This is a genomic window from Micromonospora sp. NPDC023956 (assembly GCF_040639195.1).
Taxonomy (GTDB): Bacteria; Actinomycetota; Actinomycetes; order Mycobacteriales; family Micromonosporaceae; genus Micromonospora.
Genome location: NZ_JBEZZN010000003.1, coordinates 37,951 through 60,914, shown reverse-complemented (window position 1 = coordinate 60,914; position 22,964 = coordinate 37,951). Strand labels below are relative to the sequence as shown.

Here is a 22,964-nt window from a genome sequence, read left to right as displayed (position 1 = left end):
CAACCATTCCGCCGGGTGGCTCCGTTCCCCAGACATGAGACGAGCGCGAGGTCCGGCGCGGTGAATCGCGCCGACGAGGACGAGTACCGGCAGTTCGTGACTGCTCGGCTGGAGCCGCTACGGGTGACCGCGTATCTGCTCTGTCGGGACTGGCACACGGCGGACGACCTGGTTTCCATCACCATCGGCAAGCTCTACCGGCACTGGCCACGGGTGCGCGCGATGGAACACGTCGATGCGTACGTCCGGGGAATGCTGACGAACGCCTGGCTGGACGAGCGGCGCCGGCCGTGGCGGCGGGAGAGAGCCACCGACGAACTGCCCGACCTGGTCGACGTGACCCTTCCGCAGGCAGCACTGGCGGACCGGGAACTGCTCCTCGACCTGCTGGCACAGCTTCCTCCCCGTCGACGGGCGGTGGTGGTGCTGCGCTTCTACTGCGACCTCTCGGTGGAGGAGACCGGCCGGGCACTGGGGATCAGCGCGGGAACGGTGAAGAGCCAGGCGGCGCGCGGCTTGGAGAGCCTTCGCGCACTCGTGGCGGACCAGGTGTCGACGAGCGGAGAGAGCGCGTGAGTTACCGGACGATGTTCAGGGAGGCGGTGGGGGAGATCCCGCCCACCTCGATCGACGTGGACGGGGTCATCGCCCGACAGCGCCGGGCGCTTCGGCTGCGTCGGCTCGCCGTGGTGACGGCAGCGGCAGCCGCGGTGGGTGCGATGTCGTTCGGGGCGGTGGCCGTCACCGGTCGACCCGCAGCCGAGCTGCCGACGGGTCCGAGCCCGACGAACCCGGCGGTACGCATCCCGGCGCCAGCGCCGGGCGAATCGTTCACGCCGACGGACACGGCGATCTTCGCGGCGGTCGGGCGGGTCGCGCCGGACCTGGAATGGGGTGCGCCGCAGGGTGCCGGGCGGGTCTGGGACTCCGGGCCGACCACCCGTGGCTACGCCCCGAACGGTTACTACGGGAGCGGATGGGTCCGGTCCGGGGACCGGACCGGTGAGCTCTCCGTACAGATCACCTCTGACTGGGGCACGATTCCTCCCTGCGCCGCCGATGCGGTCAGCAAGGACGGCTGTGCGACCACCACCGGGCCGGGGGGCGAGAAGATCAGGACCTCGTCGATCCGTGACCGGGATCAGGGAGCGGCGAGTCGCGGCCGGCCGCCCGTGCCCTCGGTGCGGAAGAACGCGTTCGTGGAGCGGACCGACGGGGTGGTCCTCATCCTGACCGTCGAGGGTCAGGATGAGGACCTGCCGCTCACCGTCGCGCAGTTGACGGCGCTGGCGCTCGACCCGGCCGTAGCCGAGGTGGCCGCGGAGCCGTTGCGGTTCGACGCCGGCGCCCAGCGAATGTCGATCGACAGCGCGGTGCTCGCCGCGTTGCAGAGGGAGGCGCCGGGAGTCCGAGGAGCAGCGGGCAGGGGGCCCGTCTTCACTCCGAACGACCTGGGAGCCGGCTGGAGTAGCCGGGGAGGTGCGCACACCGGGGACGCCTACCAGGGTCAGGGTCGGATCCTGGTGAGCAGAGTGGCCGGACTCTTCTCGGTGAGGATCCACCGGGGGGATCCCGGTCCTTCCGGAAACCTGAGCTGCGAAAAGCCGTCCCGGACCGACGCCTGCGAGGCGGGTACCGGACCGAACGGCGAACGCTACCGCACCGTCACCCGCAACGGTGCTGGCGCCTCGGCGGAACGGACCGTGTACGTGCTGCGCAGGGATGGTTCCTGGCTGGTGGTGACCCTCGGCGCTGACGGCAAGGGGAGATTCGCCCTGACCGCTGCGCAGCAGCAGGCCGTCGCGTTCGATCCGGCGGTTGCCCTGGCCGGTCGGTAGCGGGATGCCGGACGGGCGCGGGGCGGGCCGGCGGCCCGCTCCGCGCCGAACCGTCTGGCACGATCGGAGCCCATGCACCCCTTCCAGCACTTTCTCCCCGCCGGGTTCGACCAGGTGGCTGCGGACACCTGGGCCAACGGTGAGCGGATCGTGATCCAGCCGGTCTTCTTCGACCTGGTTCCCGACCTGCCCGCCGCGCTGACGGATCTGGCCGCGCTTCGGCAGGGACTGGCGAGAATGGCCGCCGCCCAGGGCGGCGCGCTGATCGAGGCCGACGTCGTGCCGGTCGGCGGTCAGCCGGCACTTCGCCAGGTCATCAAGGTCAAGCTGCCCAACCAGCCCCATGGCCAGGCCTTCCTGGGCAGCTACATCGCGCCGAAGGCCACGTGCAGCGCGGTGCTGCGGGTGCAGGCCGCCGAGGGCGGGACGACCGGCCAGCGGGAGGCGCTGGTGATGGCCGAGATCGGCCCGGCGAACTACTTCCGGCCCCACCCGTACGGGCCCGACGGCGAGGGTGGGCTGCCGTCGCACGTCGCCGACGACCCGGCGTACGACGCCCGGTTCCCCCAGCATCCCCTGACCCGGGTACGCCAGGTACTGACCCAGCTCGCCCAGCAGGTCGAACTGCATCCCGGCTTCGCCGCGCTACCACCGTTCACCCCCTGAGACCCTCCAGGTCCGCCACCGAGAGCGTGCCCGCCGCAACCGGTCCGGTCGGCCCGGAAGCGGTAACCGCGTTGCCCGCGACCGCGCCGGCAGAGCAGGATTTCGGGATGACCACTGTTGCCCGGGTGGACGCGGAAGAGGTACATGCCGTCCTCGACGCCCTCACCGGCGTCGGCTGCGCGGCGTGGATCGGCGGTGGTTGGGGTGTCGACGCCCTCGTCGGGCGGCAGACCCGCAGTCACCGGGACCTCGACCTGCTCGTTCCCGCCGATCGTGAGGCGGCGGCCCTGCGGGCTCTCGGACTGCTCGGCTACGCGGTCGAGACCGACTGGCGTCCGGTCCGGGTCGAGGTCGTCGCCGCCCGGCGCGGCCGGGTCGACCTGCACCCGGTGACGTTCGACGCGACGGGGGACGCCCACCAGGCCGGTCTGGACGGTGGTTCCTTCCGCTACCCCCGTGACTGCTTCACCACCGGCACCATCGCCGGTCGCCCGGTCGGCTGCCTCTCCGTCGCACAGCAGATGGTGCTGCACAGCGGCTACGAACCCCGTGACGTTGACCGCACCGACCTCGCCCTGCTCCGCCAGCTCGCGTCGACTGCCACCGGGCGACCTCCGCAGGCCACCGGGACACTGTGAACTCCCGCCGGTACCTGATGACCGCCGAGGACGTGGTGGGCCTGCTCGACGGCCTCGACGCACACCGGGTCGACGCCTGCGTGGGCGGCGGGTGGGGCGTGGACGCGTTGCTCGGGTCGCAGACCCGGGAGCACGCGGACCTCGATCTCTGGGTGCCTGCCGACCAACTCGAGCAGGTGTTCGTCGCGTTCGCCGCGCAGGACGTCGACCGGATCCTTCCCTGGCCAGGCGACCGGCCGTGGAACTTCGTGCTGCACGACGGCATCCGACGGCGGGTGGACCTGCATCTCTACGAACCGCTACCGACCGGCGTGATCCACTACGGCTCGGCGGTGGACGGGGTCTCCTTCCCCGCCGAGGCGCTGAACGGTCGCGGCGCCGTCGCCGGCAGGCCGGTGAGCTGTGAGGCACCGGAGTGGGCGGTTCGCTGGCACGTCGGCTATCCACCCCGGGACGTCGACCGGCACGACGTACCGCTGCTGTGCGAGCGGTTCGGGATCGAGCTTCCGGCGGACTTCCGCTAGCCGACGTGCACGACGGACCCGCACCGCTCTCCCCCGGCCCCGGGGCAGCGCCCGGGGGAACGGGGACGGGCCCCGGAGCGGGTGCTCCGGGGCCCGTCCTGGTGGCGAGGGTCAGCCGACCTCGGCCGTGGTACGGATCCGGTCGAGGGCCGGCGCGGCGATCGGCGAGCTGGCCTTCAGGTACGCGATCAGCGCGTCCAGGTCGATCATGCCGGTGACCGCGTCGGTGCCCTGCGGCAGGACGCTGAAGCCGTCACCACCACCGGCCAGGAAGCTGTTCACCGTGATCCGGTAGGTGGCGGCGGTGTCGACCGCCGTCCCGCCGATGGTGAGGCTGCCCCGGACGACCCGGGTGCCGGCGCACGGGTCGCCGGCCGGCGCGGAGGTGCCGTTCGGGTCGACGACGTAGCGCACGGAGGCGGACGGGTAGAGCGTGCGCCCGACGGTGAACTGCTGCTCCAGCATGCAGTAGAGCTGCGCGCCGGTCAGGTTCAAGGTGGTCAGGTTGTTGGCGAACGGCTGGACCGTGAACGCCTCCTCGTACGTCACCTGGCCGGCGTCGATGTCGGCCCGGACGCCGCCCGGGTTCATGAACGCGGCGACCGCGTTCTGCTCGGTGTCGGTGGCGGCGAGCTGCGCGTCGGCGATCACGTTGCCCATGGTGGACTCGCCCAGGGTCGTGCCGAACAGGGTCTCCTGGGCGCGGGTCAGCGGACCGCCGGTGGTGCCGACGACCTGGCCGGCGATCGGGCCGAGGACCTCCTTGTAGCGGCTGATCAGCGCAGTCTGCGCCCGGTCCTTGGCGACGTCCCGGGTGACCACGACGTTCTCGGCCCTCATGGTGAGCACGTCGCCGCTACGCCGGTCGATCTTGAGGTCGATGTCGGTGACCAGCCGGCCGAACGAGCTGGCGCTGGTGACCAGCTTGCCGTTGACCTCGCAGTTGTACGCCTGGTGGGTGTGGCCGCTGACGACGACGTCGATGGACCGGTCCATCCGCTTGGCGATGTCCACGACCGGCCCACTGAAGTCGACACAGTCGTTGATGCCACCGGATCCGGCCTGGTTGCCGCCCTCGTGCAGCAGGACCACGATGGTCTGCACGCCCCGGCGGCGCAGCTCGGCGGCGTACCGGTTGGCCGTCAGTGCCTCGTCGGCGAAGGTCAGGCCAGCGGTGCCCTCCCGGCTGACGATGTCCGGGGTGCCCTCCAGCGTCATGCCGATGAAGCCGATCTTGACGCCGTCCACCTTGTGGATGGCGTACGGGGGCAGCAGCGGGCGACCGGTCGAGGTCTTGAACGCGTTGGCCGACAGGTACTGGAAGCCGGCTCCCCGGTACGGGGTGCCGTCGGCACAGCCGTCGACCGGGTGGCAGCCGCCCTTCTGGATCCGCAGCAGCTCTGCGGGGCCCTCGTCGAACTCGTGGTTGCCGACGCTGGCGTAGTCGAGCCCGGCCAACGACAGCGCCTCGATGGTCGGCTCGTCGTGGAACGCCGCGGAGAGCAGCGGCGACGCGCCGATCAGGTCACCGGCGGCGACGGTGATGGTGTTCTTGTGCTTCCTGCTCTCCTGGCGGAGCTGCTTGAGGTAGGTCGCCAGGTATTCGGCACCGCCCGCGGTCTGCCCGGCGATGGTGCCGCTGGAGCCGCTCGGCGGCTCCAGGTTGCCGTGGAAGTCGTTGAGGGCGAGCAACTTGACGTCGACAGGCTTGGGACCGGGTCGGTGGGCCTGGGTGGGGGTCGCGGCGGCCACGCTCAGCGCTACCGCGGTGAGTGCGGCCAGACCGAGGGCGGTCCGGCGACGCATCCCGGAGACGGACATGGAACTCCTCGTGAGGGTTGGTGCGTGGGGCCGGTCGCGGTACCGTCCGGCTGCCCTGATCCGTACCGTTGCAGTGATCGCTAGCAGGGACGCGGCGCGGTGCCCGTCGCCCTGCCGGGACAGCCTCTCATCCGCGCCGCGATCGGTCGACCGGTCGAGTACAGCGGAGCTACGAAGACGTTCGGCCACCTCGGGCGGTCGGACGGCCGGTTCCGGCATGACGGCCGGGTGAACGGTCGACGCCTTCGCCACCGGCCGGGACACCGGGGCGGTGGACGGCGGGTCGGGACCGGACGGTTGTCGTACCGTCGCGGTAGGAACGGTGGGTGACGACGAACCAGCCGGTACGGAGGGTGCGTTCCGCCGACGGCACCCCGATCGCCTACGAGTCCGCCGGGGACGGGCCACCCATCATCCTGGTCGGTGGCGCCTTCAACGACCGGACGACCGCGCGACCGCTGGCCGCCGCCCTGGCGCCGCACTTCACCGCGTACGCCTACGACCGCCGGGGCCGGGGCGACAGCGGCGACACCGCGCCGTACTCGGTCGACCGGGAGGTCGACGACCTCGCGGCGCTGACCGGGGCGGCCGGCGGCTCGGCGTACGTCTACGGGCTCTCCTCGGGGGCGATCCTCGCCGCCCGTGCCGCCGCCCGGGGCTTGGCGGTCACCGGGCTCGCCCTCTTCGAGCCGCCGTTCGCGGTGGACGGGCAGGCCGGCTCCCGGCCGGCCATCGCCGCCGCCCTGGCCGAGCTGGTCGCGGCGGGCCGCCGCGCGGAGGCGGTGGAACTCTTCCTGACCTCGGCGGTGGGGCTGCCCGGCGAGGCGGTCGCCGGCATGCGACACGACCCGAGCTGGCCGTCGCTGGAGCGGATGGCGCACACCCTGGTCTACGACACCACCATCACCGCCGACGGTGCCCTCCCCCGCGACGAGCTGGCCGCGATCACGGCGCCCACCCTGCTGGTCGACAGCACGGCCAGCCCGGAGTGGCTACGGCAGGCGACCGAGCGCACGGCGGAGGCCGTTCCCGGGGCCCGGCGGCTCAGCATGGCGGGCGGGTACCACCAGGTGCCCCCGGCCGACCTCGCCGACGAGCTGCGCCGGTTCCTCCTCGGGTGACCGACGGCAGCGCGCGGTGAGGGCCGCCGCGCCGGCCTCCCGTCAGAGCCGGCGCGGCGGTGGCTTCCGGTCGGTCAGCGGCAGGCGTAACTGCCGCCCGAGCCGCGGTACGGCCGGGCCGGGTTCTCGATGGCGGGGTCTCCGCCACCGTCGAACGAGCCGAAGCGGCCCGCGTCCCGCTGGTCGCGGTCCGCCAGGTCGCGCAGCGCCCAACGTCCGGCGGAAGGCATGCGCCGGTTGATGGGAAGGTTCTCGTCGTTCAGGCTGCTTTTCACGATTCCCCCACATTCCGAGAGCCGGCGAGAGTCCTGCCGGCACGGGATCCCACGTTTCCGTGAGAATGCCTGAGGCTATCGATGGTGATGCCAGTCGTGTACGCAAGAAAGCTGCTGGGGCAACTAACAACTGCCCGGTTGATCAACCACGACCGAACGGCCCACACGACTCAGGCGATCGGCGCATGCCTATGCACTGAGGGTGATCGCGCAGGTCGGCGCGGGTGAGCACCCGCCCGATCGCCGATCGGCGGACGAGAAAGAGCCGATCGGCGGAAGATGTGACCACGCCGACATCCCCGGGAGCAGGATCGGATACACGATTGTCGGAAAATGCGCAGGCAGGTGCAGCTCGTCGTTGTTCCGCCCGGAACACACCGCCACGGGCGCCGATGCGTCGCACCGTTCCCGCCCGGCAAGCGCGGGATGTGCACCCCCGCTGACGAGGGGTGTCGACTGTGGACACCCGCAGTATGACGTTACACCGCGTCGGTCGGACCGGTCCACGTTCCCGCCGTCGCGCGCCGGACCGTCGCCGCCAGGTCGGTCAGCTCCCACCGCCCGGCCACCCCGGGTCGGGCCGCCAGGTAGTCGACGATCCGGTCGGCGGACCAGCCGTGCGACTCGGCGAGCCCGGCGGCGAGCAGGCCGAGGTAGGCGGCGGCCGGCGGGTGCCACGGGACGTCGCCGGCCCGCCAGGGCGCGGTGAACGTCAGCAGCGGGTACCCCTCCCGGCGGCCGGCGCAGACCAGGGTCTCGTACCGGCCCGGCCCGACCGCCACCGAACCCCGCTCCACCGCGGCGGCGAGCGCCGCCAGGTCCGCGCCCGGCGGACGGTACATCTCCTGCGCGGCCACGTCGGCGAACTGCCCGGCGGTGAGCAGGTACGCCCGAGCCGCGACCGTGCCCGGCAACTGCGGGTCGTAGAAGGCCATCCCGCCGGTCCAGGCCCGCGACTCGCCGGTGAAGTAGACACCACCGGGCAGGAACACCGGGACGCTGCGTCGGGGCGGTCGGCGGTCCCGGCAGCCCGGGTACGTCCGTAGTCCACCGGGCGGCCGTCCGCCGCCGAGGTAGCAACCGAGCCGGGCGGCGTGCAGGTTCGAGCCGTAGGCGACGTACCACACCAGGTCCGACGACATCGACACCTCCCGGTCGGCCCAGGGTATCCACAGCCCACGTCCACAGCCTGTGGATAGAACATGTGTACGAGCAGCCGGGCGGCCGGTTCGACCTGGGTACCCTTGGTCGGGCGGCCGGTGGCCGCGCGCCCACCCCCCGACCTGGAACGACGCCCGCGTGGACCTGGATCGAGTCATCCGTGACGTCACGGTGCGCCTCCCGATGGCGTCCACCGCGGTCGAGGCGTGCCAGTGGACCGTCAACACCCTCTCCCGGTACGCCCCGGCGACCATCTCCGTCCTGCTCCAGGTCCACGACCGGCTGCGCTGCGTCGCGGCGACCGGTTCCTGGCAGGTCTACGCCACGGTGCCGCCGAAGGCGGGAATCGTCGGCCGGGTCTACGCCTCGGGCACCGGGGTCACCGTGGCGGAGGTCGCCGACGACCCGGACTACCTGCCGATCCGGCCGGACGTGACCGCCGAGATCTGCGTACCGGTGGTCGACCCGGCGGGCCGGCCGCTCGGCGTACTGGACCTCCAGTGGTGCGGGCCGGTGGAGCTGGGCCCGTGGCGGGAAACCGCCGAGCGGATCGCCACCCGCCTCGGTGCGCGGATCGTGGCGTTGGGCGGCCCACCGGCGGAGACGCGCGGCGAGAAGATGCTCCGGCACGCCGCCGCGCTGACCGCCGCACCGACCGAGTGGGACCTGATGACCGCGGCGATGTGCGCGGCCCGGGACGTCTCCACGCTCTCCGCGGCCGTGCTGGTCCTGCCCGACCCGGACGGCCCGCGACTCGCCGCCCCGCCCCGAGCGCCCGGCGACCTGGAGAGCCGGGTGCGGGCCGAGCTGGTCGAGGCGGGTCCGGGACCGCTCGGGCGGATGATGAGCCGGGCCCACCGGTACGGTGCCGGCTACACCCTGGGCGAGGCCGGACACCCGCCGATCGAGGACCTCCAGCCGCTGGCCCGAGCCGGCGTCCGCACGCTGATCACGGTGCCGGTCGGGCCCCCCGACGGCGGGGGTGTCCTGCTCGTGGCCGACGAACGGTCGCTGCGGCCGGACCCGACCACGGTCAACCTGATCGAGTTGCTGGCCGGGCAGGCCTGGATCTCCCTGGACCGGCTCCGCACCCTGGCCCGGTTGCGCGAGCGGGCCAGCTCCGACCCGCTCACCGGGCTGCGCCACACCGGGCCGTTCGGCGAGCGGATCGCCACCGCCACGCCGGGGCGCACCGCCCTGCTCGCGATCGACGTGGACGACTTCAAGAGCGTCAACGACACGTACGGCCACCAGGCGGGCGACCGGCTGCTGGTCGGTCTGGCCCGCGCGTTGGAGGCGGCGCTGCGCCAGGGGGACGAGCTGTACCGGATCGGCGGGGACGAGTTCGTGGCGGTGCTCGAGGTGAGCCGTCCGGACGAGGCGGTCCGGATCGCCGAACGGCTCGCCCAGGCCGCCCGGGGCACCGGTCAGACCATCAGCGTCGGGGTGGCCCTCCCCCGGCCCGGCGAGACCCCCGAGTCGACGATGCGCCGCGCCGACCAGGCCCTCTACGCGGTCAAGCGCCGGGGCCGGGACGGCGTACAGCTCGCCGCCGCCTGAACGCCCCCGCACCACCGCCACGGAGGAGCGTGCCCGGCGGGCTGCTCAGCGGGTGCGGAACTCGGCGGCGAGCAGCTCGGCGATCTGCGCGGTGTTCAGAGCGGCCCCCTTGCGGAGGTTGTCGCCGGTGACGAAGAGATCCAGGGCGCGGGGGTCGTCGAGGGCTCGACGGATCCGGCCCACCCAGGACGGGTCGGTGCCGACCGCGTCGATCGGCATCGGGAACTCGCCCGAGGCCGGGTCGTCGACGAGGATCACCCCGGGGGCGTTGCGCAGCGCCTCGCGGGCGCCCTCGGCGTCCACCTCGGCGGCGAAGACCGCGTGGACGGCCACCGAGTGCCCGGTCACCACCGGCACCCGTACGCAGGTGGCGGAGACCTTGAGGTCGGGCAGTCCGAGGATCTTGCGCGACTCGTTGCGCAGCTTCATCTCCTCGGAGGACCAGCCGCCGTCGGCGAGCGAGCCGGCCCAGGGAACGACGTTCAACGCCAGCGGCGCGGGGAACGGGCCCAGATCGTCCCCGACCGCCTGGCGGACGTTGCCGGGGCGGGAACCGAGCGCACGGTCCCCGGCGATCTTGCCGAGCTGGGTGTGCAGGGTGTCCACGCCGGCCTGCCCCGCCCCGGACACCGCCTGGTACGAGGCGAGCACCAGCTCGCGCAGGCCGTACTCGCGGTGCAGGGGCGCGACGGCGACGATCATCGCGAGGGTGGTGCAGTTCGCGTTGGCGATGATCCCCTTGGGCCGGTTACGCACCTGCTCCCGGTTGATCTCGGGGACCACCAGTGGGACGTCGCGGTCCATCCGGAACGCCCCGGAGTTGTCCACCGCGATCGCGCCCCGGTTGACCGCGAGCGGTGCCCACTCGGCGGAGACCTCGTCGGGCACGTCGAACATGGCCACGTCCACGCCGTCGAAGACCTCGGGGGTGAGCGCCTGGACGACCAGCTCCTCGCCCCGGCAGCGCACGCGTCGTCCGGCCGATCGGGGCGAGGCGACCAGGCGGATCTCGCCCCAGACGTTCTTACGGGCGGAGAGCAGATCGCACATCACCGTGCCGACCGCACCGGTCGCCCCGACCACGGCGAGGGTGGGCAGCGGCGCCATCGGCGCTACCGCCCCGTTCCCGCGTAGACCACGGCTTCTTCCTCACCGCCGAGTTCGAACGTGTCATGGATGGCCCGTACGGCCACGTCGAGGTCGGTGTCCCGGCAGACCACGGAGACCCGGATCTCGGAGGTGGAGATCATCTCGATGTTGACCCCGGCCGCACCGAGCGCGGCGAAGAACCCGGCGGCCACCCCGGGGTGGGAACGCATGCCGGCGCCGATCAGCGACACCTTGCCCACGTGGTCGTCGTAGAGCAGGCCCTTGAACTTGACCGACTCCTGGATCTTGTTGAGCGCGGCCATCGCGGTCGGGCCGTCCGTCTTGGGCAGCGTGAACGAGATGTCCGTCCGGCCGGTGCCCTCGGTGGAGACGTTCTGCACGATCATGTCGATGTTGATCTCGGCACCGGCCACGGTCTCGAAGATCCGGCCGGCGGCTCCCGGCTCGTCCGGCACCGCGACGATGGTGATCTTCGCCTCGCTGCGGTCGTGGGCGACCCCGGTGATCAGTGCTTGCTCCACAGAGAGGTCCTCCATCGATCCGGTGACCATGGTGCCGGTGTTGGTCGAGTATGACGAACGGACGTGGATCGGCAACCCCGCGCGACGGGCGTACTCCACGCTGCGCAGGTGGAGCACCTTTGCCCCACAGGCCGCCAGTTCCAGCATCTCCTCGTAGGTGATCTGCTTGATGTGCCGGGCGTTGGGCACGATCCGCGGGTCGGCGGTGAAGACCCCGTCGACGTCGGTGTAGATCTCGCAGACGTCCGCGTCGAGCGCCGCGGCGAGCGCCACGGCGGTGGTGTCCGAGCCGCCCCGGCCCAGCGTGGTGACGTCCTTGGTGTCCTGGGAGACCCCCTGGAAGCCGGCCACGATCACCACCGCGCCCTCGTCGATCGCGCCCTTGAGCCGACCCGGGGTGACGTCGATGATCCGCGCCCGGCCGTGCACCGAGGTGGTGATCACCCCGGCCTGCGAACCGGTGAACGAGCGGGCTTCGTACCCGAGGTTGTGGATGGCCATGGCGAGCAGCGCCATGGAGATCCGCTCCCCGGCGGTGAGCAGCATGTCCAGCTCCCGCCCCGGCGGCAGCGGGCTGACCTGATTGGCCAGGTCGAGCAGTTCGTCGGTGGTGTCCCCCATCGCGGAGACCACGACGACCACGTCGTCGCCGGCCTTGCGGGCGGCGACGATCCGTTCGGCCACCCGCTTGATCCGCTCCGCGTTGGCGACGGAGGACCCGCCGTACTTCTGCACCACGAGTGCCACGACGGCGCACTCCCTCCCAGCAGCCCTGAGCGTGCCGACGCCGCCGGGGTGATTCGCCGGCGGCGCGGGTCAGACGTACCCAGGGTATCGGGCGGCTCCGTCCGGCAGGTCAGGTGATCCCACGATCCGGCCGGAAGCGGTCCCCGCCGCCTCGCCGCCGGATTGCGACACGCCGTTCGGGCACGGCCCCGGGGGCTCCCGTACGGCGGTGCCGGACCGGACAATGGACGGGTGCCTACCGGTGTCCACCTCCGCGCCGCGCGCCGCCGACCGACCGTCCTGCTCGCGCTGACCGTCCCCCTTCTGCTCGCCGGCGCCTCCCTGGCCGGCTGCACCTCCGAGGAGCCCTCGACCGAACCACCCGAGCCCGCCGGTGGCAGCCCGACGCCGGCCCGCCCCGACGGCGCGCGCGACGACCTGGCCGCTCTCGCGGCAGCCGCCCAGGACCGCCACCTGACCGCCCGGTACACCCTCACCACCGACGACGGCTCCACCCGGACGATCACCGTGATCAACGCCAACGACGGCAGCTGGCGGGTCGACGTGCCGGGCTGGGCGTTCGGCGGCACCGTGGACGTGGCGCTGGTGAGCACCGCCGAGGGGCTGTTCCAGTGCGCGCTGCCCTCGGCGACCCGGCCCGAGCCGGCCGGCTGCGTACGCCTCGGCGACCCGGACGACACGATCCCCCGCCGGCTGGACCCCCGGGTACAGCACCCGTTCACCGACTGGCTGGACGTGCTCACCGACCGCCAGGCCCCGCTCGCGGTGTCGGTGACCCGGCCGCTGCCCGGCGCCACCGGGACCTGCTACTCGGTCGAGTCCACCTCGGCCTCGCTCAATCCCCCGCTGGACGTGGGGATCTACTGCTACGACCCGGACGGCACGCCGACCGCCGTCCGGACGGCCTTCGGGACGCTCCGGCTGGCCGGCCAGCCCGCACCCGCCCCGGCGACGGTGCAGTTGGCCGGGCCGGTGACCGAGGGCGAGCCGGTCGACGGCACCGCCCCGGCCCCGGGAGAACCGAGCACTGGGCCCACCCCGACGCCCTGAACCACCCGCACGGCCACGGGTGCGGTTGATCACAACGGGTCACCCTTCCATTCCGTCGGGTGACGCGGTAGGGAAAGCTCGGCGGTATGGCCGAACTCTCCCCGTTGCTCGCCGCACGCTGGAGTCCATACGCGTTCGACCCGTCGGTGGAGCTGACCGAAGCCGAGGCCGCCTCCCTGCTGGAGGCGGCCCGCTGGGCGCCGTCGGCGGGAAACCGTCAGCCGTGGCGGTTCCTCCTGGGCCGGCGCGCCGACGAGGCGTACAAGCGGATCTTCGTGCACCTGGCCGCCGGGAACCAACGCTGGGCGGGACGGGCCTCGGCGCTGCTGCTCGGTGCGTACCTGGTGCCGACGCCGGGCGGTCCCGCGCCGGCCGACCACCACCCCGTCCGGGGCGCCGACGACCCCGGGCAGGTTCAGGCCGCCCACCACCCCGTCCGGGGCGCCGACGACCCCGGGCAGGTTCAGGCCGCCCACCACCCCGTCCGGGGCGCCGACGACCCCGGGCAGGCCGCCTACGACCTGGGGCAGGCGGTGGCCCACCTCACCGTGCAGGCCGGCACCCTGGGCCTGCACGTGCACCAGATGGCCGGCTTCGACCGGGCCGGTATCGCCATCGACCTGGCGCTGCCCGACGACGTCCGCCCGCACGTCGTGGTGGCGGTCGGCCGGCTGGGCGACCCGCGCTCCCTCCCGGGGGACCTCCGCCGGCGGGAGACCGAGTTGCGCCGTCGACGTCCCGTCACCGATCTGATCCTCGGCCCGCCGACGGGCTGAACTGGGAGGTGTCGATCTCGTCCCATAGTCCGGAAGGTCGTTTCCGTGAGCCAACCTGATCACGTAGGGTCACCAATATCATGTGGCAGGCGAGCCTCCTCCTTCCGTGCCGCGACGAGGCCCATCCGGCCGGCACCTCGTCGCGGGTCTGACGCGCGCCGTCCAGCACACCGAACTCGTCCGGACCGATCCGGTTCCGACCCCCGCTCGTCGGCACCGTCGCCGACATCTCGATGCTGACGCCACATGATCAACGGGAGCATTCCGCCATGGCCCAGTCCGCCGGCACCAACGACGTCGATCCCGATTCCCGGGTAGCGGTCGACTCCGTCACCCACGACCCGACCGGTTCCGCCCCCGCCGACCCGATCGCCCGGCAGCAGCCCAGCCGCATGCCGTACCAGCGGTACCAGCCGTACCAGCAGCAGTTCCGGATCGACCTGCCGGACCGGCGGTGGCCGAGCCGGCAGGTCGAGGTCGCCCCCCGGTGGTGCGCGGTCGACCTGCGCGACGGCAACCAGGCCCTGATCGACCCGATGTCCCCGGAGCGCAAGCGCCGGATGTTCCAGCTCCTGGTGCAGATGGGCTACAAGGAGATCGAGGTCGGCTTCCCGTCGGCCAGCCAGACCGACTACGACTTCGTCCGACAGCTCATCGAGCAGGACCTGATCCCGGACGACGTAACCATCCAGGTGCTCACCCAGTGCCGGGAACACCTGATCGACCGGACCTTCGAGTCGCTGCGCGGCGCGAAGCGGGCGATCGTGCACTTCTACAACTCCACCTCGACGCTCCAGCGCCGGGTGGTCTTCGGGCTGGACCGGGCCGGCATCACCGACATCGCCACGCAGGGTGCCCGACTCTGCCGGAAGTACGCCGAGATCCACACCCCGGACACCGACGTCTTCTACGAGTACTCGCCCGAGTCGTACACCGGCACCGAGTTGGACTACGCGCTGGAGGTCTGCGCGGCGGTGATCGAGGTGATCGACCCGACGCCGACCCGGCCGCTGATCATCAACCTGCCGGCCACCGTGGAGATGGCCACCCCGAACCTGTACGCGGACTCGATCGAGTGGATGCACCGCCGGCTGCCCCGCCGGGACAGCCTGGTGCTCAGCCTGCACCCGCACAACGACCGGGGCACCGGCGTGGCCGCCGCCGAGCTGGGCCTGCTGGCCGGGGCGGACCGGGTCGAGGGCTGCCTCTTCGGCAACGGCGAGCGCACCGGCAACGTCGACCTGGTGACGCTGGGACTCAACCTCTTCTCGCAGGGCATCGACCCGCAGATCGACTTCTCCCGGATCGACGAGGTCAAGCGGGCCGTCGAGTACTGCAACCAGCTGCCGGTGCACGAGCGTCACCCGTACGCCGGTGACCTGGTCTACACCGCCTTCTCCGGCTCCCACCAGGACGCCATCAAGAAGGGCTTCGACGCCCTGCACACCGACGCGGCGGCGGCCGGGGTGCCGGTCGACGAGTTCCGCTGGGCGGTGCCGTACCTGCCGATCGACCCGAAGGACCTGGGGCGCACGTACGAGGCGGTCATCCGGGTCAACTCGCAGTCCGGCAAGGGCGGCGTGGCGTACGTCATGAAGAGCGAGCACCAGCTCGACCTGCCCCGCCGGCTCCAGATCGAGTTCTCCGGGGTGATCCAGCAGGTCACCGACCACGGCGGTGGCGAGGTCGACCCCGCCACCATGTGGACGATCTTCGCCAGTCAGTACCTGGTCGACCACCAGAGCACGCCGGTGGTGGCCCTGGCCGACTACACGATCGGCACCACCGAGGGCAAGGTCGAGATCACCGCCCAGGTCGACTTCGCCGGGGAGCGCCGGACCCTGGCCGCCGTCGGCAACGGCCCGATCGACGCGTACGTCAACGCGTTGCAGTCGCTGGGCGTGGCGGTGCGGGTGCTCGACTACCACGAGCACGCGCTCTCCTCCGGTGGTGACGCCCAGGCCGCCGCGTACGTCGAGTGCGAGGTCGACGGGCGTACCGTCTGGGGCGTCGGCATGGACGCGAACATCGTCACCGCGTCGGTGAAGGCGGTGACCAGCGCGGTCAACCGCGCCCGTCGCTGATCGGCCGGGTCGGCCCTCGCCGTCGCGCGGGGGCCGGCCCCTCCGGTCCGGGCCGAGCAGCCCGGTCGGGTGGACCGGGTGCCGGCCCCCCGGCGCCTCCCTGGTCGGCGGCCGGGGCACCGGTCAACAGGAGTCCGGCCAGCAGGGCGGCGGCCAACAGGAGCCCCGCGCACCACAGCAGCGCCCCCCGGTACGCGTGGGTCAGCTCGGCGGCCTGCTCGTAGCCGGTGCCGGAGAGACCGACCAGCAGCGGCAGCGCGGCCACCGCGAGCAGCCCGCCGACCCGCGACGCGGCGTTGTTGAAGCCGCTGGCCACCCCGGCGAACCGGTCGGCCACCGCAGCCAGCACCGAGGCGGTCAACGGCGCCACCACCAGGGTGAGACCGAGGCCGAACAGGGTCACCCCGGGCAGCACGTCCGTCCAGTACGACGCGCCCGGCCCGACCCCGCGCAGCAGCAGCAGACCGACGGCGGCGAGCACCGGCCCGACGGCCAGCGGCAGTCGGGGGCCGATCCGCCCGGCGAGCGCTCCGGCACGGGCCGAGCCGACCAGGAGCAGCAGGGTCAACGGCAGGGTGGCCAGTCCGGTCCGCAGCGCCGACCAGCCGACCACGTTCTGTAGGTAGACGGCGAAGAAGAAGGTGAAGCCGCCGAGTGCCGCGTACACCGCCACGGTGAACGCGTTCAGCACGGTGAAGCGTCGGCTGCCGAACAGGGTGGGCGGCAGCATCGCCCCGTTCCCGCGTCGCCGCTCGACCAGCACGAAGCCCGCCGCCGCGACCACCCCGACCAGGGCCCCGCCGAGGACCGGCGGGGCGGTGGCACCACGCCCGGGAGCGTCGATCAGGGCGTACGTGACGCCGGCCAGGCCGAGCGCGCCGAGCAGCGCCCCGAGCACGTCGAACCGGCGCCGGTGCCCGGGTGCCCCGCGACGCGAGACGTCCTCGTCCCGGCTCTCCGGCATCCACCGCAGCGCGACCAGCACCACCGGCACGGCGAGCACCACGTTGACGAAGAAGATCCACCGCCAGGAGAGGGTGTCGATCAGCCACCCACCGACGAACGGGCCGAACGCGGTGGAGACACCGGAGAGGCCGGCCCAGGTGCCGATCGCCCGACCCCGGTCGTCCGGATGGAAACTCGCCTGGAGCACCGCGAGCGAGCCGGGGGTGAGCAACGCCCCACCCGCGCCCTGGAGGATCCGGGCCCCGATCAGCCAACCGGTCCCCTGCGCCAGGCCGCAGAGCACCGAGGCCAGGGTGAACCAGACCACGCCGTACAGGAAGACCCGGCGGCGGCCGAAGCGGTCACCGAGGGCCCCGCCGAGCAGGACGAACGCGGCCAGCATCAGCGCGTAGCCGTTGATCGTCCACTGGAGATCGGCGACGGTCGCTCCGAGGTCGGCACCGAGGCGGGGCAGGGCGACGTTCACGACGGTCGCGTCCAGGAAGACCATGCCGGAGGCGAGAATCGCGGCGAGCAACGTCCCCCGCCCGGCGACGGTGCCGGTGCGCAGGGTGGCCGAGGCGGCGGTCATGGTTCCCAATCTGCCTCCTCGGATATGAGAGTTGCCACGAAACGCCGAAACCGCACCCCCCGTTGCCGTGCGGATTCCCCGGAACCCCCCAAGCTGGAAGGGTGTCGTCTCCACATACCAGAACAGGACCTCGCACCCTCGCGGCGACCGCGATCGTCGCGGTACTCGCCCTCGGTGCCGCCGGCTGCGTCAGCGTGACGGAGCCGGACGCCCCGCCCCCGGACAGCGGCGGCAACGCCAGCGCGAAGCTCGAGACCCTGACCGTGGCGAAGGCCGCATCGATGCGGGGCTACAGCCGGGAACGCTTCCCGCACTGGCGGGACACCGGCAAGAACTGCGACGTCCGGGACAGCGTCCTGGAACGGGACGGCAGCGACATCAAACGCTCCGGCTGCAACGTGGTCGCCGGCCGCTGGGAGAGCGTGTACGACAACCGTGCCTTCACGGACCCGTCCGACGTGGACGTGGACCACGTGGTGCCGTTGGCGAACGCCTGGCGTTCGGGCGCGAACGAGTGGGACGACACGCAGCGGGGCGAGTTCGCCAACGACCTGACCCGACCGCAGCTCATCGCCGTTTCGGCCAGCTCCAACCGGGCAAAGGGTGACCAGGATCCGTCGCAGTGGAAACCGGCGAACCGCTCGCACTGGTGCGAGTACGCCGAGAGCTGGGTGACGGTCAAGCACCACTGGAAGCTCTCGGTGACCAGTGCCGAGAAGGCCGCGCTGGCGGACATGTTGGAGGAGTGCGCGTGAGCGAACGGTCCGGTACCGAGGCCGGGACGACAGCGGCCGGCCCGGCGGACGCAGCCGCACCGGTCACGGCGGCGAACGGAGCAGTACCGGTCCCGACGGAGAACGGAGCCGCACCGGTAGCGGCCGAGGACGGAACGCCGCCGGCGCCGGCCGGGAACACGGCCACGCCGGAGCCGACCGGCGGGTCGGAGAGTCGTACCGCCGACGTCGTGCCCGGCCCCGGCGGGGTGATGACCGACGAGGTGGGCGTGGTGACCGGGGAGCTGACCCTGCGTACCGAGTTCGCCGCCGGTCAGGTCACCCTCCGGGTGCAGTACCGGGAGGCCGACGAGTGGTACACGGTCACCGGCGGCCGGGTGGCGCTGCCGGACGTGTCGGGGCTGGACGCCGTACACGCTGTCGCCGTCGGGCTGCTCCACCGGCCCGAGGGCTGACCGCCACCTCCACGCGCCCCCCGCCTAACCGCTACGGGCCCGCCCCACCGCCGGATCGAGGTGGTTGCCGGGGCCCTTCCTCCGCAAGAAGCGGTGACCAGGGTCCCCGGCTACCACCTCACACGTACGAGCCGGGCTCGGTCGGTGCGGAGACCACGCCGGGCGTCTCACCCTCGCCGGCCGGACGGACCAGTTCGGCGTCCACCCGGTGCGGGCGCAGCTCGCCGGTGGAGATCTGCTCCGCCCAGTGGCAGGCGACCCGGCTCCGGCCGATCTGCCGCAGCACCGGACGCTCGTCGGCGCAGCGGGTCGGCTGCGCCCACGGGCAGCGGGTGTGGAACCGGCAGCCGGACGGCGGGTTGGCCGGTGAGGGCAGGTCACCGGAGAGCAGGATCCGCTCCCGCCGGTCCTCCACGTCCGGGTCGGGCACCGGCACCGCCGACATCAGCGCCCGGGTGTACGGGTGCAGCGGCTCGGTGTAGAGCCGGTCGCTCGGCGCCTCCTCGACCAGCGCGCCCAGGTACATCACGCCCACCACGTCGGAGATGTGCCGTACCACCGCCAGGTCGTGCGCGATCACCAGGTAGGTGAGGCCGAGGTTCTCCTGGAGTTCGTCGAGGAGGTTGACCACCTGCGCCTGGATCGAGACGTCCAGGGCGGAGACCGGCTCGTCCGCGACGATCAGCTCCGGGCCGAGCACCAGGGCCCGCGCGATACCGATGCGCTGCCGCTGGCCCCCGGAGAACTCGTGCGGGTAGCGGGAGAGCGCCCAGCGGGGCAGCCCCACCGCGTCCAGCGTCTCGCCGATGATCCGGCGGCGCTCGTCCCGGCCGTCACCGATGCCGTGCGCGTGGAGCCCCTCGGTCAGGATCGACTCGACGTTCTGCCGGGGGTCCAGGCTCGACATCGGGTCCTGGAAGATCATCTGCATCCGGCGACGCATGCCGCGCAGCTTGTTCGGGGACATCCGGGTCAGGTCGATGCCGTCGAAGGTCACCTTGCCGCCGGTGGGCGGGGTGAGCTGGAGCAGCGCCCGACCGAGCGTGGACTTGCCGCAGCCGGACTCGCCGACCAGCCCGTACGTCCGGCCCCGGGGGATGTCCAGGTCGACCCCGTCCACCGCCTTGACGTGGCCGACCACCCGGTCGAAGAGCACGCCCCGGGTGATCGGGAAGTGCACCTTCAGGTCGCGTACCTCGACGAGGATCTCGTTCTCGGTCACGCCTTGTCCTCCTCACGGCGGGTGCCGACGGGCGGTTCGCTGCCCGGTACGGGGGCCGGGTTGACGCAGCGGTAGCTACGGCCGTCGTGGGTCAGCACCAGTTCGGGCGGCTCCCCCACGCAGGCGTCCACCCGGCGGGCGCAGCGGGGCGCGAACGCGCAACCCTCCGGCCAGGGCAGCAGGTCGCGCACCGAGCCGGGGATGGGGGTCAACCGCTCGCCCCGGCCGGCGTCCAGTCGCGGCACCGACCCGAGCAACCCCACCGTGTACGGGTGCCGGGGCTGGGCGAACAGCGGCCGGCGGCGGGCGGTCTCCACGACCCGACCGCCGTAGAGCACGTTGATCGTGTCGCACATGCCGGCGACCACGCCGAGATCGTGGGTGATCATCACCAGCGCGGTGTCCGAGTCGCGGACCAGTTCCTTGAGCAACTCGAGGATCTGCGCCTGGATGGTCACGTCGAGGGCGGTGGTGGGCTCGTCGGCGATCAGCAGCCGGGGCTTGCAGGCCACCGCCATGGCGATCAGGGCGCGCTGGCGCATCCCGCCGGAGAGCTGGTGCGGATACTCCTTGAGCCGCCGCTTCGGGTCGGGGATACCGACCCGGTCGAGCAGGTCGGCGGCCTCCTTCGCCGCCGTGTCCCCCTTCATGCCCCGGTGCCGGGTGAGCACCTCGGTCACCTGGAGCCCGATCGGAATCACCGGGTTCAGCGAGGAGAGCGGGTCCTGGAAGATCATCGCCACGTCCCGGCCGCGGATGTCGCGCCGGGCACGGTCGTCGAGCCGGAGCAGGTCGGTGCCGTCGAAGACGGCCCTGCCACCGATCCGGGTGCCCCGGTGCTTCGGCAGCAGACCCATGATCGCCAGCGAGGTGACGCTCTTGCCGCAGCCGGACTCGCCGACCAGGCCCACCACCTCACCGGCGTCGACCGAGAAGGAGACCCCGTCGACGGCGTGCACGGTGCGCTGGCCGCGCCGGGAGAACGTGACGGAGAGGTCCTCCACGTCGAGCAGTGCCATTATTGATCTCCCGTTCGCGACTGCTGGGCTCCGCTGCGCTGCACTCCTCGCGCTGCACACATGTCAACCATCGGCGCTACTTCCGGAGCTTCGGGTCGAGTGCTTCGCGCATCGCCTCACCGAGGAGGGTGAAGCCGAGCGCGGTCACGATGATGGCGACCGCCGGGTAGATCGCCAGCGCCGGACGGATGCCCAGGTACGGCTGCGCGTCGGCGAGCATCACCCCCCACTCGGGGATCGTCGAGTCGGGGTTGCCCAGGCCGAGGAAGGAGAGTGCGGCGGCCTCGATGATCGCGGTGGCCAGGGTCAGCGTGGCCTGGACGATCACCGGGGCGAGCGAGTTCGGCACCACGTGGGTGAGCGCGATCCGCGACCGCTTCACCCCGAGGGAGGTCGCCGCCAGCACGTAGTCGCTGTTGGACTGCGAGATCATCGAGCCGCGCAGCAGCCGGGCGAAGACCGGCACGGAGACCACGCCGACCGCGATCATCACGGTGGTGAGGCTCGCCCCGAGCAGCGCGGCGACGCTCACCGCCAGCAGCAGGCTGGGCAGGGCCAGCAACATGTCGACGAAGCGCATCAGGGTGGTGTCCACCCAGCGGCCCCAGCGCCCGCCGAGGCCGGCGGAGGCACCGGCGACGCCGCCGATCAGCGCGCCGACGGCGAGCCCGATCAGGGTGGAGACCACACCGACCAGGAGCGTCTGCCGGGCTCCGACGATCATCCGGCTGAACACGTCCCGGCCCTGGTGGTCGTAGCCGAGCCAGTGGTCGCCGGAGGGGCCGGGGATGAGGCCCTGCCCGGACTTGACCACGCCCTCCCGGATGCCGATCGAGTCGGTCGCCCCGTACGGCACGAGGAACGGGCCGACGACCGCGACCAGGACGAAGAGGACCAGGATCACCGCGCCGACGATGGCGGCCGGGTTGCGGCGCAGCCGCCGGAACGCCTCCTGCCAGAGGCTGACCCCCCGCTCGTCGTCCCGGACGGCGGCGAGTTCGGCGAGCCGGTCGATCTTGTCGCGCTTCTTGCCGCTGGTGACGGTCATCGCACCCTCACCCTCGGGTCGATCAGGCTGTAGGAGAGGTCGACTATCAGGTTCACCAGCACGTACACCACCGCGATGATCAGGATGAAGCCCATGAGGACGGGGTAGTCACGCTGGCTGATCGACTCGGCGATGAACGCTCCGATGCCGCTGAACGCGAAGACGGTCTCGGTGAGCACCGCGCCGGAGAGCAGACCACCGGCGAGCAGACCGATCGAGGTGGCCACCGGGAGCATGGCGTTGCGCAGCACGTGCCGCCGCCGGACCACGCTCTCGGTCAGCCCCTTGGCCTCGGCGGTCCGGACGAAGTCCTCACCGAGCACCTCCAGGACGCTGGCCCGGGTGATCCGGACGATGATCGCCAGCGGGATGCTCGCCAGGGCGAGGCCGGGCAGCACCAGGTGCCAGAGCGCATCGGCGGCGGCGTCCCACTCCCGGGTGAGTATTCCGTCGAGCACGAAGAAGTTGGTGATCCGGGTGGCCTCGATGGTCGGGTCCTGCCGGCCGCTGGAGGGGAACCAGCCCAGGTTCTCCGCGAAGATCGCCTTGAGGACGTAGGCCAGGAAGAAGACCGGGATGCAGATGCCGATCAGCGAGCCGCCGACCGACAGGTGGTCGAGGAGCTGGCCACGACGGCGGGCGGCCAGGTAGCCCAGCGGGATGCCGACGCCGATCGCGATGATCATGGCCATCACGGTCAGTTCGACGGTACCGGGGAAACGCTGGAGGAACTCGGTGGTGACCTCCCGCTTGGTGGAGGTCGAGGTGCCCAGGTCGAGCCGGATCATCCGGCGGATGAACCGGCCGTACTGCACCAGGATCGGCTCGTCGAGGCCGAGGTTGCGGCGGATCGCCGCGCGCATCTCGGGAGTGCCCCGCTCACCCAGGATCGCGGTCTCCGGACCGCCCGGCAGTCGGCGCAACCAGATGAAGAGCAGGATGGAGAGCCCGAACAGGGTGGGTATCAACTGCAACAGGCGTCTGACGATGAACCGGAACACGGCGGCCTCGAAGGGGTGCGGAGGGATGCGGGCGGGCGCTGGTCACCAGCGCCCGC

At 72.2% G+C, this 22,964-nt stretch carries 22 protein-coding genes; 12 read left to right on the top strand and 10 right to left on the bottom strand.

Annotation, left to right across the window (positions count from 1 at the left end; genetic code table 11):
- Nucleotides 1-60: 60 nt before the first annotated feature.
- The 5 genes from AB0F58_RS06510 to AB0F58_RS06490 all read left to right on the top strand — a co-directional run bounded on the left by AB0F58_RS06510 (nt 61) and on the right by AB0F58_RS06490 (nt 3,666).
- Entirely contained in the window at nt 61-576 is a 516-nt protein-coding gene (locus AB0F58_RS06510; RefSeq protein WP_357138923.1) for a SigE family RNA polymerase sigma factor, read from the top strand.
- Nucleotides 573-1,838, top strand: coding sequence for a hypothetical protein (locus AB0F58_RS06505; RefSeq protein ID WP_357138921.1), 1,266 nt, complete (start codon nt 573-575; stop codon nt 1,836-1,838). The genes AB0F58_RS06510 and AB0F58_RS06505 overlap by 4 nt, the downstream gene beginning before the upstream one ends.
- A gap of 72 nt (nt 1,839-1,910) precedes the next feature.
- On the top strand, nt 1,911-2,504 hold the full coding sequence (locus tag AB0F58_RS06500) for a hypothetical protein (RefSeq protein ID WP_357138918.1): 594 nt from the start codon (nt 1,911-1,913) through the stop codon (nt 2,502-2,504).
- A 107-nt stretch (nt 2,505-2,611) separates the two neighbouring features.
- The gene (locus AB0F58_RS06495; protein ID WP_357138915.1) at nt 2,612-3,142 is read left to right on the top strand and encodes a hypothetical protein; all 531 of its coding nucleotides are present in this window, start codon (nt 2,612-2,614) and stop codon (nt 3,140-3,142) included.
- Entirely contained in the window at nt 3,139-3,666 is a 528-nt protein-coding gene (locus AB0F58_RS06490; RefSeq protein WP_357138912.1) for an aminoglycoside nucleotidyltransferase, read from the top strand. Before AB0F58_RS06495 ends, AB0F58_RS06490 begins: the two co-directional genes overlap by 4 nt.
- A gap of 111 nt (nt 3,667-3,777) precedes the next feature.
- On the opposite strand, the gene AB0F58_RS06485 is transcribed toward AB0F58_RS06490, so the two are convergent.
- Nucleotides 3,778-5,487 (bottom strand): bifunctional metallophosphatase/5'-nucleotidase, encoded by a 1,710-nt coding sequence (locus tag AB0F58_RS06485; RefSeq protein WP_357138909.1) that lies wholly within the window; start codon nt 5,485-5,487, stop codon nt 3,778-3,780.
- Nucleotides 5,488-5,813: 326 nt separating this feature from the next.
- On the opposite strand from AB0F58_RS06485, the gene AB0F58_RS06480 reads away from it, so the two are divergent.
- Nucleotides 5,814-6,608, top strand: a complete 795-nt coding sequence (locus AB0F58_RS06480; RefSeq protein WP_357138906.1) for an alpha/beta hydrolase — start codon at nt 5,814-5,816, stop codon at nt 6,606-6,608.
- Between the two features lie 74 nt (nt 6,609-6,682).
- Here AB0F58_RS06480 and AB0F58_RS06475 read toward each other — a convergent pair whose 3' ends face one another.
- Together AB0F58_RS06475 and AB0F58_RS06470 are read right to left on the bottom strand one after the other, a co-directional pair.
- Nucleotides 6,683-6,883 carry a hypothetical protein gene (locus AB0F58_RS06475; protein WP_357138904.1) on the bottom strand — a complete coding sequence of 67 codons (201 nt, stop codon included), beginning with the start codon at nt 6,881-6,883 and terminating at the stop codon, nt 6,683-6,685.
- Between the two features lie 479 nt (nt 6,884-7,362).
- Nucleotides 7,363-8,025 (bottom strand): histone deacetylase, encoded by a 663-nt coding sequence (locus AB0F58_RS06470; protein WP_357138901.1) that lies wholly within the window; start codon nt 8,023-8,025, stop codon nt 7,363-7,365.
- A 157-nt stretch (nt 8,026-8,182) separates the two neighbouring features.
- Here AB0F58_RS06470 and AB0F58_RS06465 point away from each other — a divergent pair, with 157 nt between their 5' ends.
- Nucleotides 8,183-9,604 carry a diguanylate cyclase gene (locus AB0F58_RS06465; RefSeq protein WP_357138898.1) on the top strand — a complete coding sequence of 474 codons (1,422 nt, stop codon included), beginning with the start codon at nt 8,183-8,185 and terminating at the stop codon, nt 9,602-9,604.
- Between the two features lie 45 nt (nt 9,605-9,649).
- On the opposite strand, the gene AB0F58_RS06460 is transcribed toward AB0F58_RS06465, so the two are convergent.
- Nucleotides 9,650-10,711 (bottom strand): aspartate-semialdehyde dehydrogenase, encoded by a 1,062-nt coding sequence (locus AB0F58_RS06460; protein ID WP_357138895.1) that lies wholly within the window; start codon nt 10,709-10,711, stop codon nt 9,650-9,652.
- A 5-nt stretch (nt 10,712-10,716) separates the two neighbouring features.
- Nucleotides 10,717-11,982 carry an aspartate kinase gene (locus AB0F58_RS06455; RefSeq protein ID WP_357138892.1) on the bottom strand — a complete coding sequence of 422 codons (1,266 nt, stop codon included), beginning with the start codon at nt 11,980-11,982 and terminating at the stop codon, nt 10,717-10,719.
- A gap of 231 nt (nt 11,983-12,213) precedes the next feature.
- Between AB0F58_RS06455 and AB0F58_RS06450 the strand changes: the two genes are divergently transcribed.
- The 3 genes from AB0F58_RS06450 to leuA all read left to right on the top strand — a co-directional run bounded on the left by AB0F58_RS06450 (nt 12,214) and on the right by leuA (nt 15,892).
- The gene (locus tag AB0F58_RS06450) at nt 12,214-13,032 is read left to right on the top strand and encodes a hypothetical protein (protein WP_357138889.1); all 819 of its coding nucleotides are present in this window, start codon (nt 12,214-12,216) and stop codon (nt 13,030-13,032) included.
- 86 nt (nt 13,033-13,118) lie between these two features.
- Nucleotides 13,119-13,808, top strand: coding sequence for a nitroreductase family protein (locus tag AB0F58_RS06445; RefSeq protein WP_357138886.1), 690 nt, complete (start codon nt 13,119-13,121; stop codon nt 13,806-13,808).
- A 392-nt stretch (nt 13,809-14,200) separates the two neighbouring features.
- Nucleotides 14,201-15,892, top strand: coding sequence for a 2-isopropylmalate synthase (gene leuA / locus AB0F58_RS06440; protein WP_357140366.1), 1,692 nt, complete (start codon nt 14,201-14,203; stop codon nt 15,890-15,892).
- Here the strand turns inward: leuA and AB0F58_RS06435 are convergent.
- A complete protein-coding gene (locus tag AB0F58_RS06435) occupies nt 15,873-17,429 on the bottom strand; it encodes an MFS transporter (RefSeq protein WP_357140365.1) in 1,557 nt (518 codons plus the stop codon). The genes leuA and AB0F58_RS06435 overlap by 20 nt on opposite strands.
- Nucleotides 17,430-17,530: 101 nt before the next feature.
- Here AB0F58_RS06435 and AB0F58_RS06430 point away from each other — a divergent pair, with 101 nt between their 5' ends.
- A complete protein-coding gene (locus AB0F58_RS06430; protein WP_357138883.1) occupies nt 17,531-18,184 on the top strand; it encodes an HNH endonuclease family protein in 654 nt (217 codons plus the stop codon).
- Nucleotides 18,181-18,618, top strand: coding sequence for a hypothetical protein (locus AB0F58_RS06425; protein ID WP_357138880.1), 438 nt, complete (start codon nt 18,181-18,183; stop codon nt 18,616-18,618). The genes AB0F58_RS06430 and AB0F58_RS06425 overlap by 4 nt, the downstream gene beginning before the upstream one ends.
- A gap of 118 nt (nt 18,619-18,736) precedes the next feature.
- Here the strand turns inward: AB0F58_RS06425 and AB0F58_RS06420 are convergent, their stop codons facing one another.
- The 4 genes from AB0F58_RS06420 to AB0F58_RS06405 form a co-directional block, all read right to left on the bottom strand.
- On the bottom strand, nt 18,737-19,840 hold the full coding sequence (locus AB0F58_RS06420) for an oligopeptide/dipeptide ABC transporter ATP-binding protein (protein WP_357138877.1): 1,104 nt from the start codon (nt 19,838-19,840) through the stop codon (nt 18,737-18,739).
- Nucleotides 19,837-20,859, bottom strand: coding sequence for an ABC transporter ATP-binding protein (locus AB0F58_RS06415; protein ID WP_357138874.1), 1,023 nt, complete (start codon nt 20,857-20,859; stop codon nt 19,837-19,839). Before AB0F58_RS06415 ends, AB0F58_RS06420 begins: the two co-directional genes overlap by 4 nt.
- Before the next feature lie 76 nt (nt 20,860-20,935).
- On the bottom strand, nt 20,936-21,907 hold the full coding sequence (locus tag AB0F58_RS06410) for an ABC transporter permease (protein ID WP_357138872.1): 972 nt from the start codon (nt 21,905-21,907) through the stop codon (nt 20,936-20,938).
- Nucleotides 21,904-22,908 (bottom strand): ABC transporter permease, encoded by a 1,005-nt coding sequence (locus AB0F58_RS06405; protein WP_357138870.1) that lies wholly within the window; start codon nt 22,906-22,908, stop codon nt 21,904-21,906. Before AB0F58_RS06405 ends, AB0F58_RS06410 begins: the two co-directional genes overlap by 4 nt.
- Between the last annotated feature and the right edge of the window lie 56 nt (nt 22,909-22,964).

Bases quoted from the DNA above. Each gene is read 5' to 3' on its own strand.
- AB0F58_RS06445 (WP_357138886.1), top strand. From the start codon at position 13,119: ATGGCCGAACTCTCCCCGTTGCTCGCCGCACGCTGGAGTCCATACGCG.
- AB0F58_RS06460 (WP_357138895.1), bottom strand. From the start codon at position 10,711: ATGGCGCCGCTGCCCACCCTCGCCGTGGTCGGGGCGACCGGTGCGGTC.
- AB0F58_RS06410 (WP_357138872.1), bottom strand. From the start codon at position 21,907: ATGACCGTCACCAGCGGCAAGAAGCGCGACAAGATCGACCGGCTCGCC.
- AB0F58_RS06495 (WP_357138915.1), top strand. From the start codon at position 2,612: ATGACCACTGTTGCCCGGGTGGACGCGGAAGAGGTACATGCCGTCCTC.
- leuA (WP_357140366.1), top strand. From the start codon at position 14,201: ATGCCGTACCAGCGGTACCAGCCGTACCAGCAGCAGTTCCGGATCGAC.
- AB0F58_RS06500 (WP_357138918.1), top strand. From the start codon at position 1,911: ATGCACCCCTTCCAGCACTTTCTCCCCGCCGGGTTCGACCAGGTGGCT.
- AB0F58_RS06415 (WP_357138874.1), bottom strand. From the start codon at position 20,859: ATGGCACTGCTCGACGTGGAGGACCTCTCCGTCACGTTCTCCCGGCGC.
- AB0F58_RS06470 (WP_357138901.1), bottom strand. From the start codon at position 8,025: ATGTCGTCGGACCTGGTGTGGTACGTCGCCTACGGCTCGAACCTGCAC.
- AB0F58_RS06485 (WP_357138909.1), bottom strand. From the start codon at position 5,487: ATGTCCGTCTCCGGGATGCGTCGCCGGACCGCCCTCGGTCTGGCCGCA.
- AB0F58_RS06435 (WP_357140365.1), bottom strand. From the start codon at position 17,429: ATGACCGCCGCCTCGGCCACCCTGCGCACCGGCACCGTCGCCGGGCGG.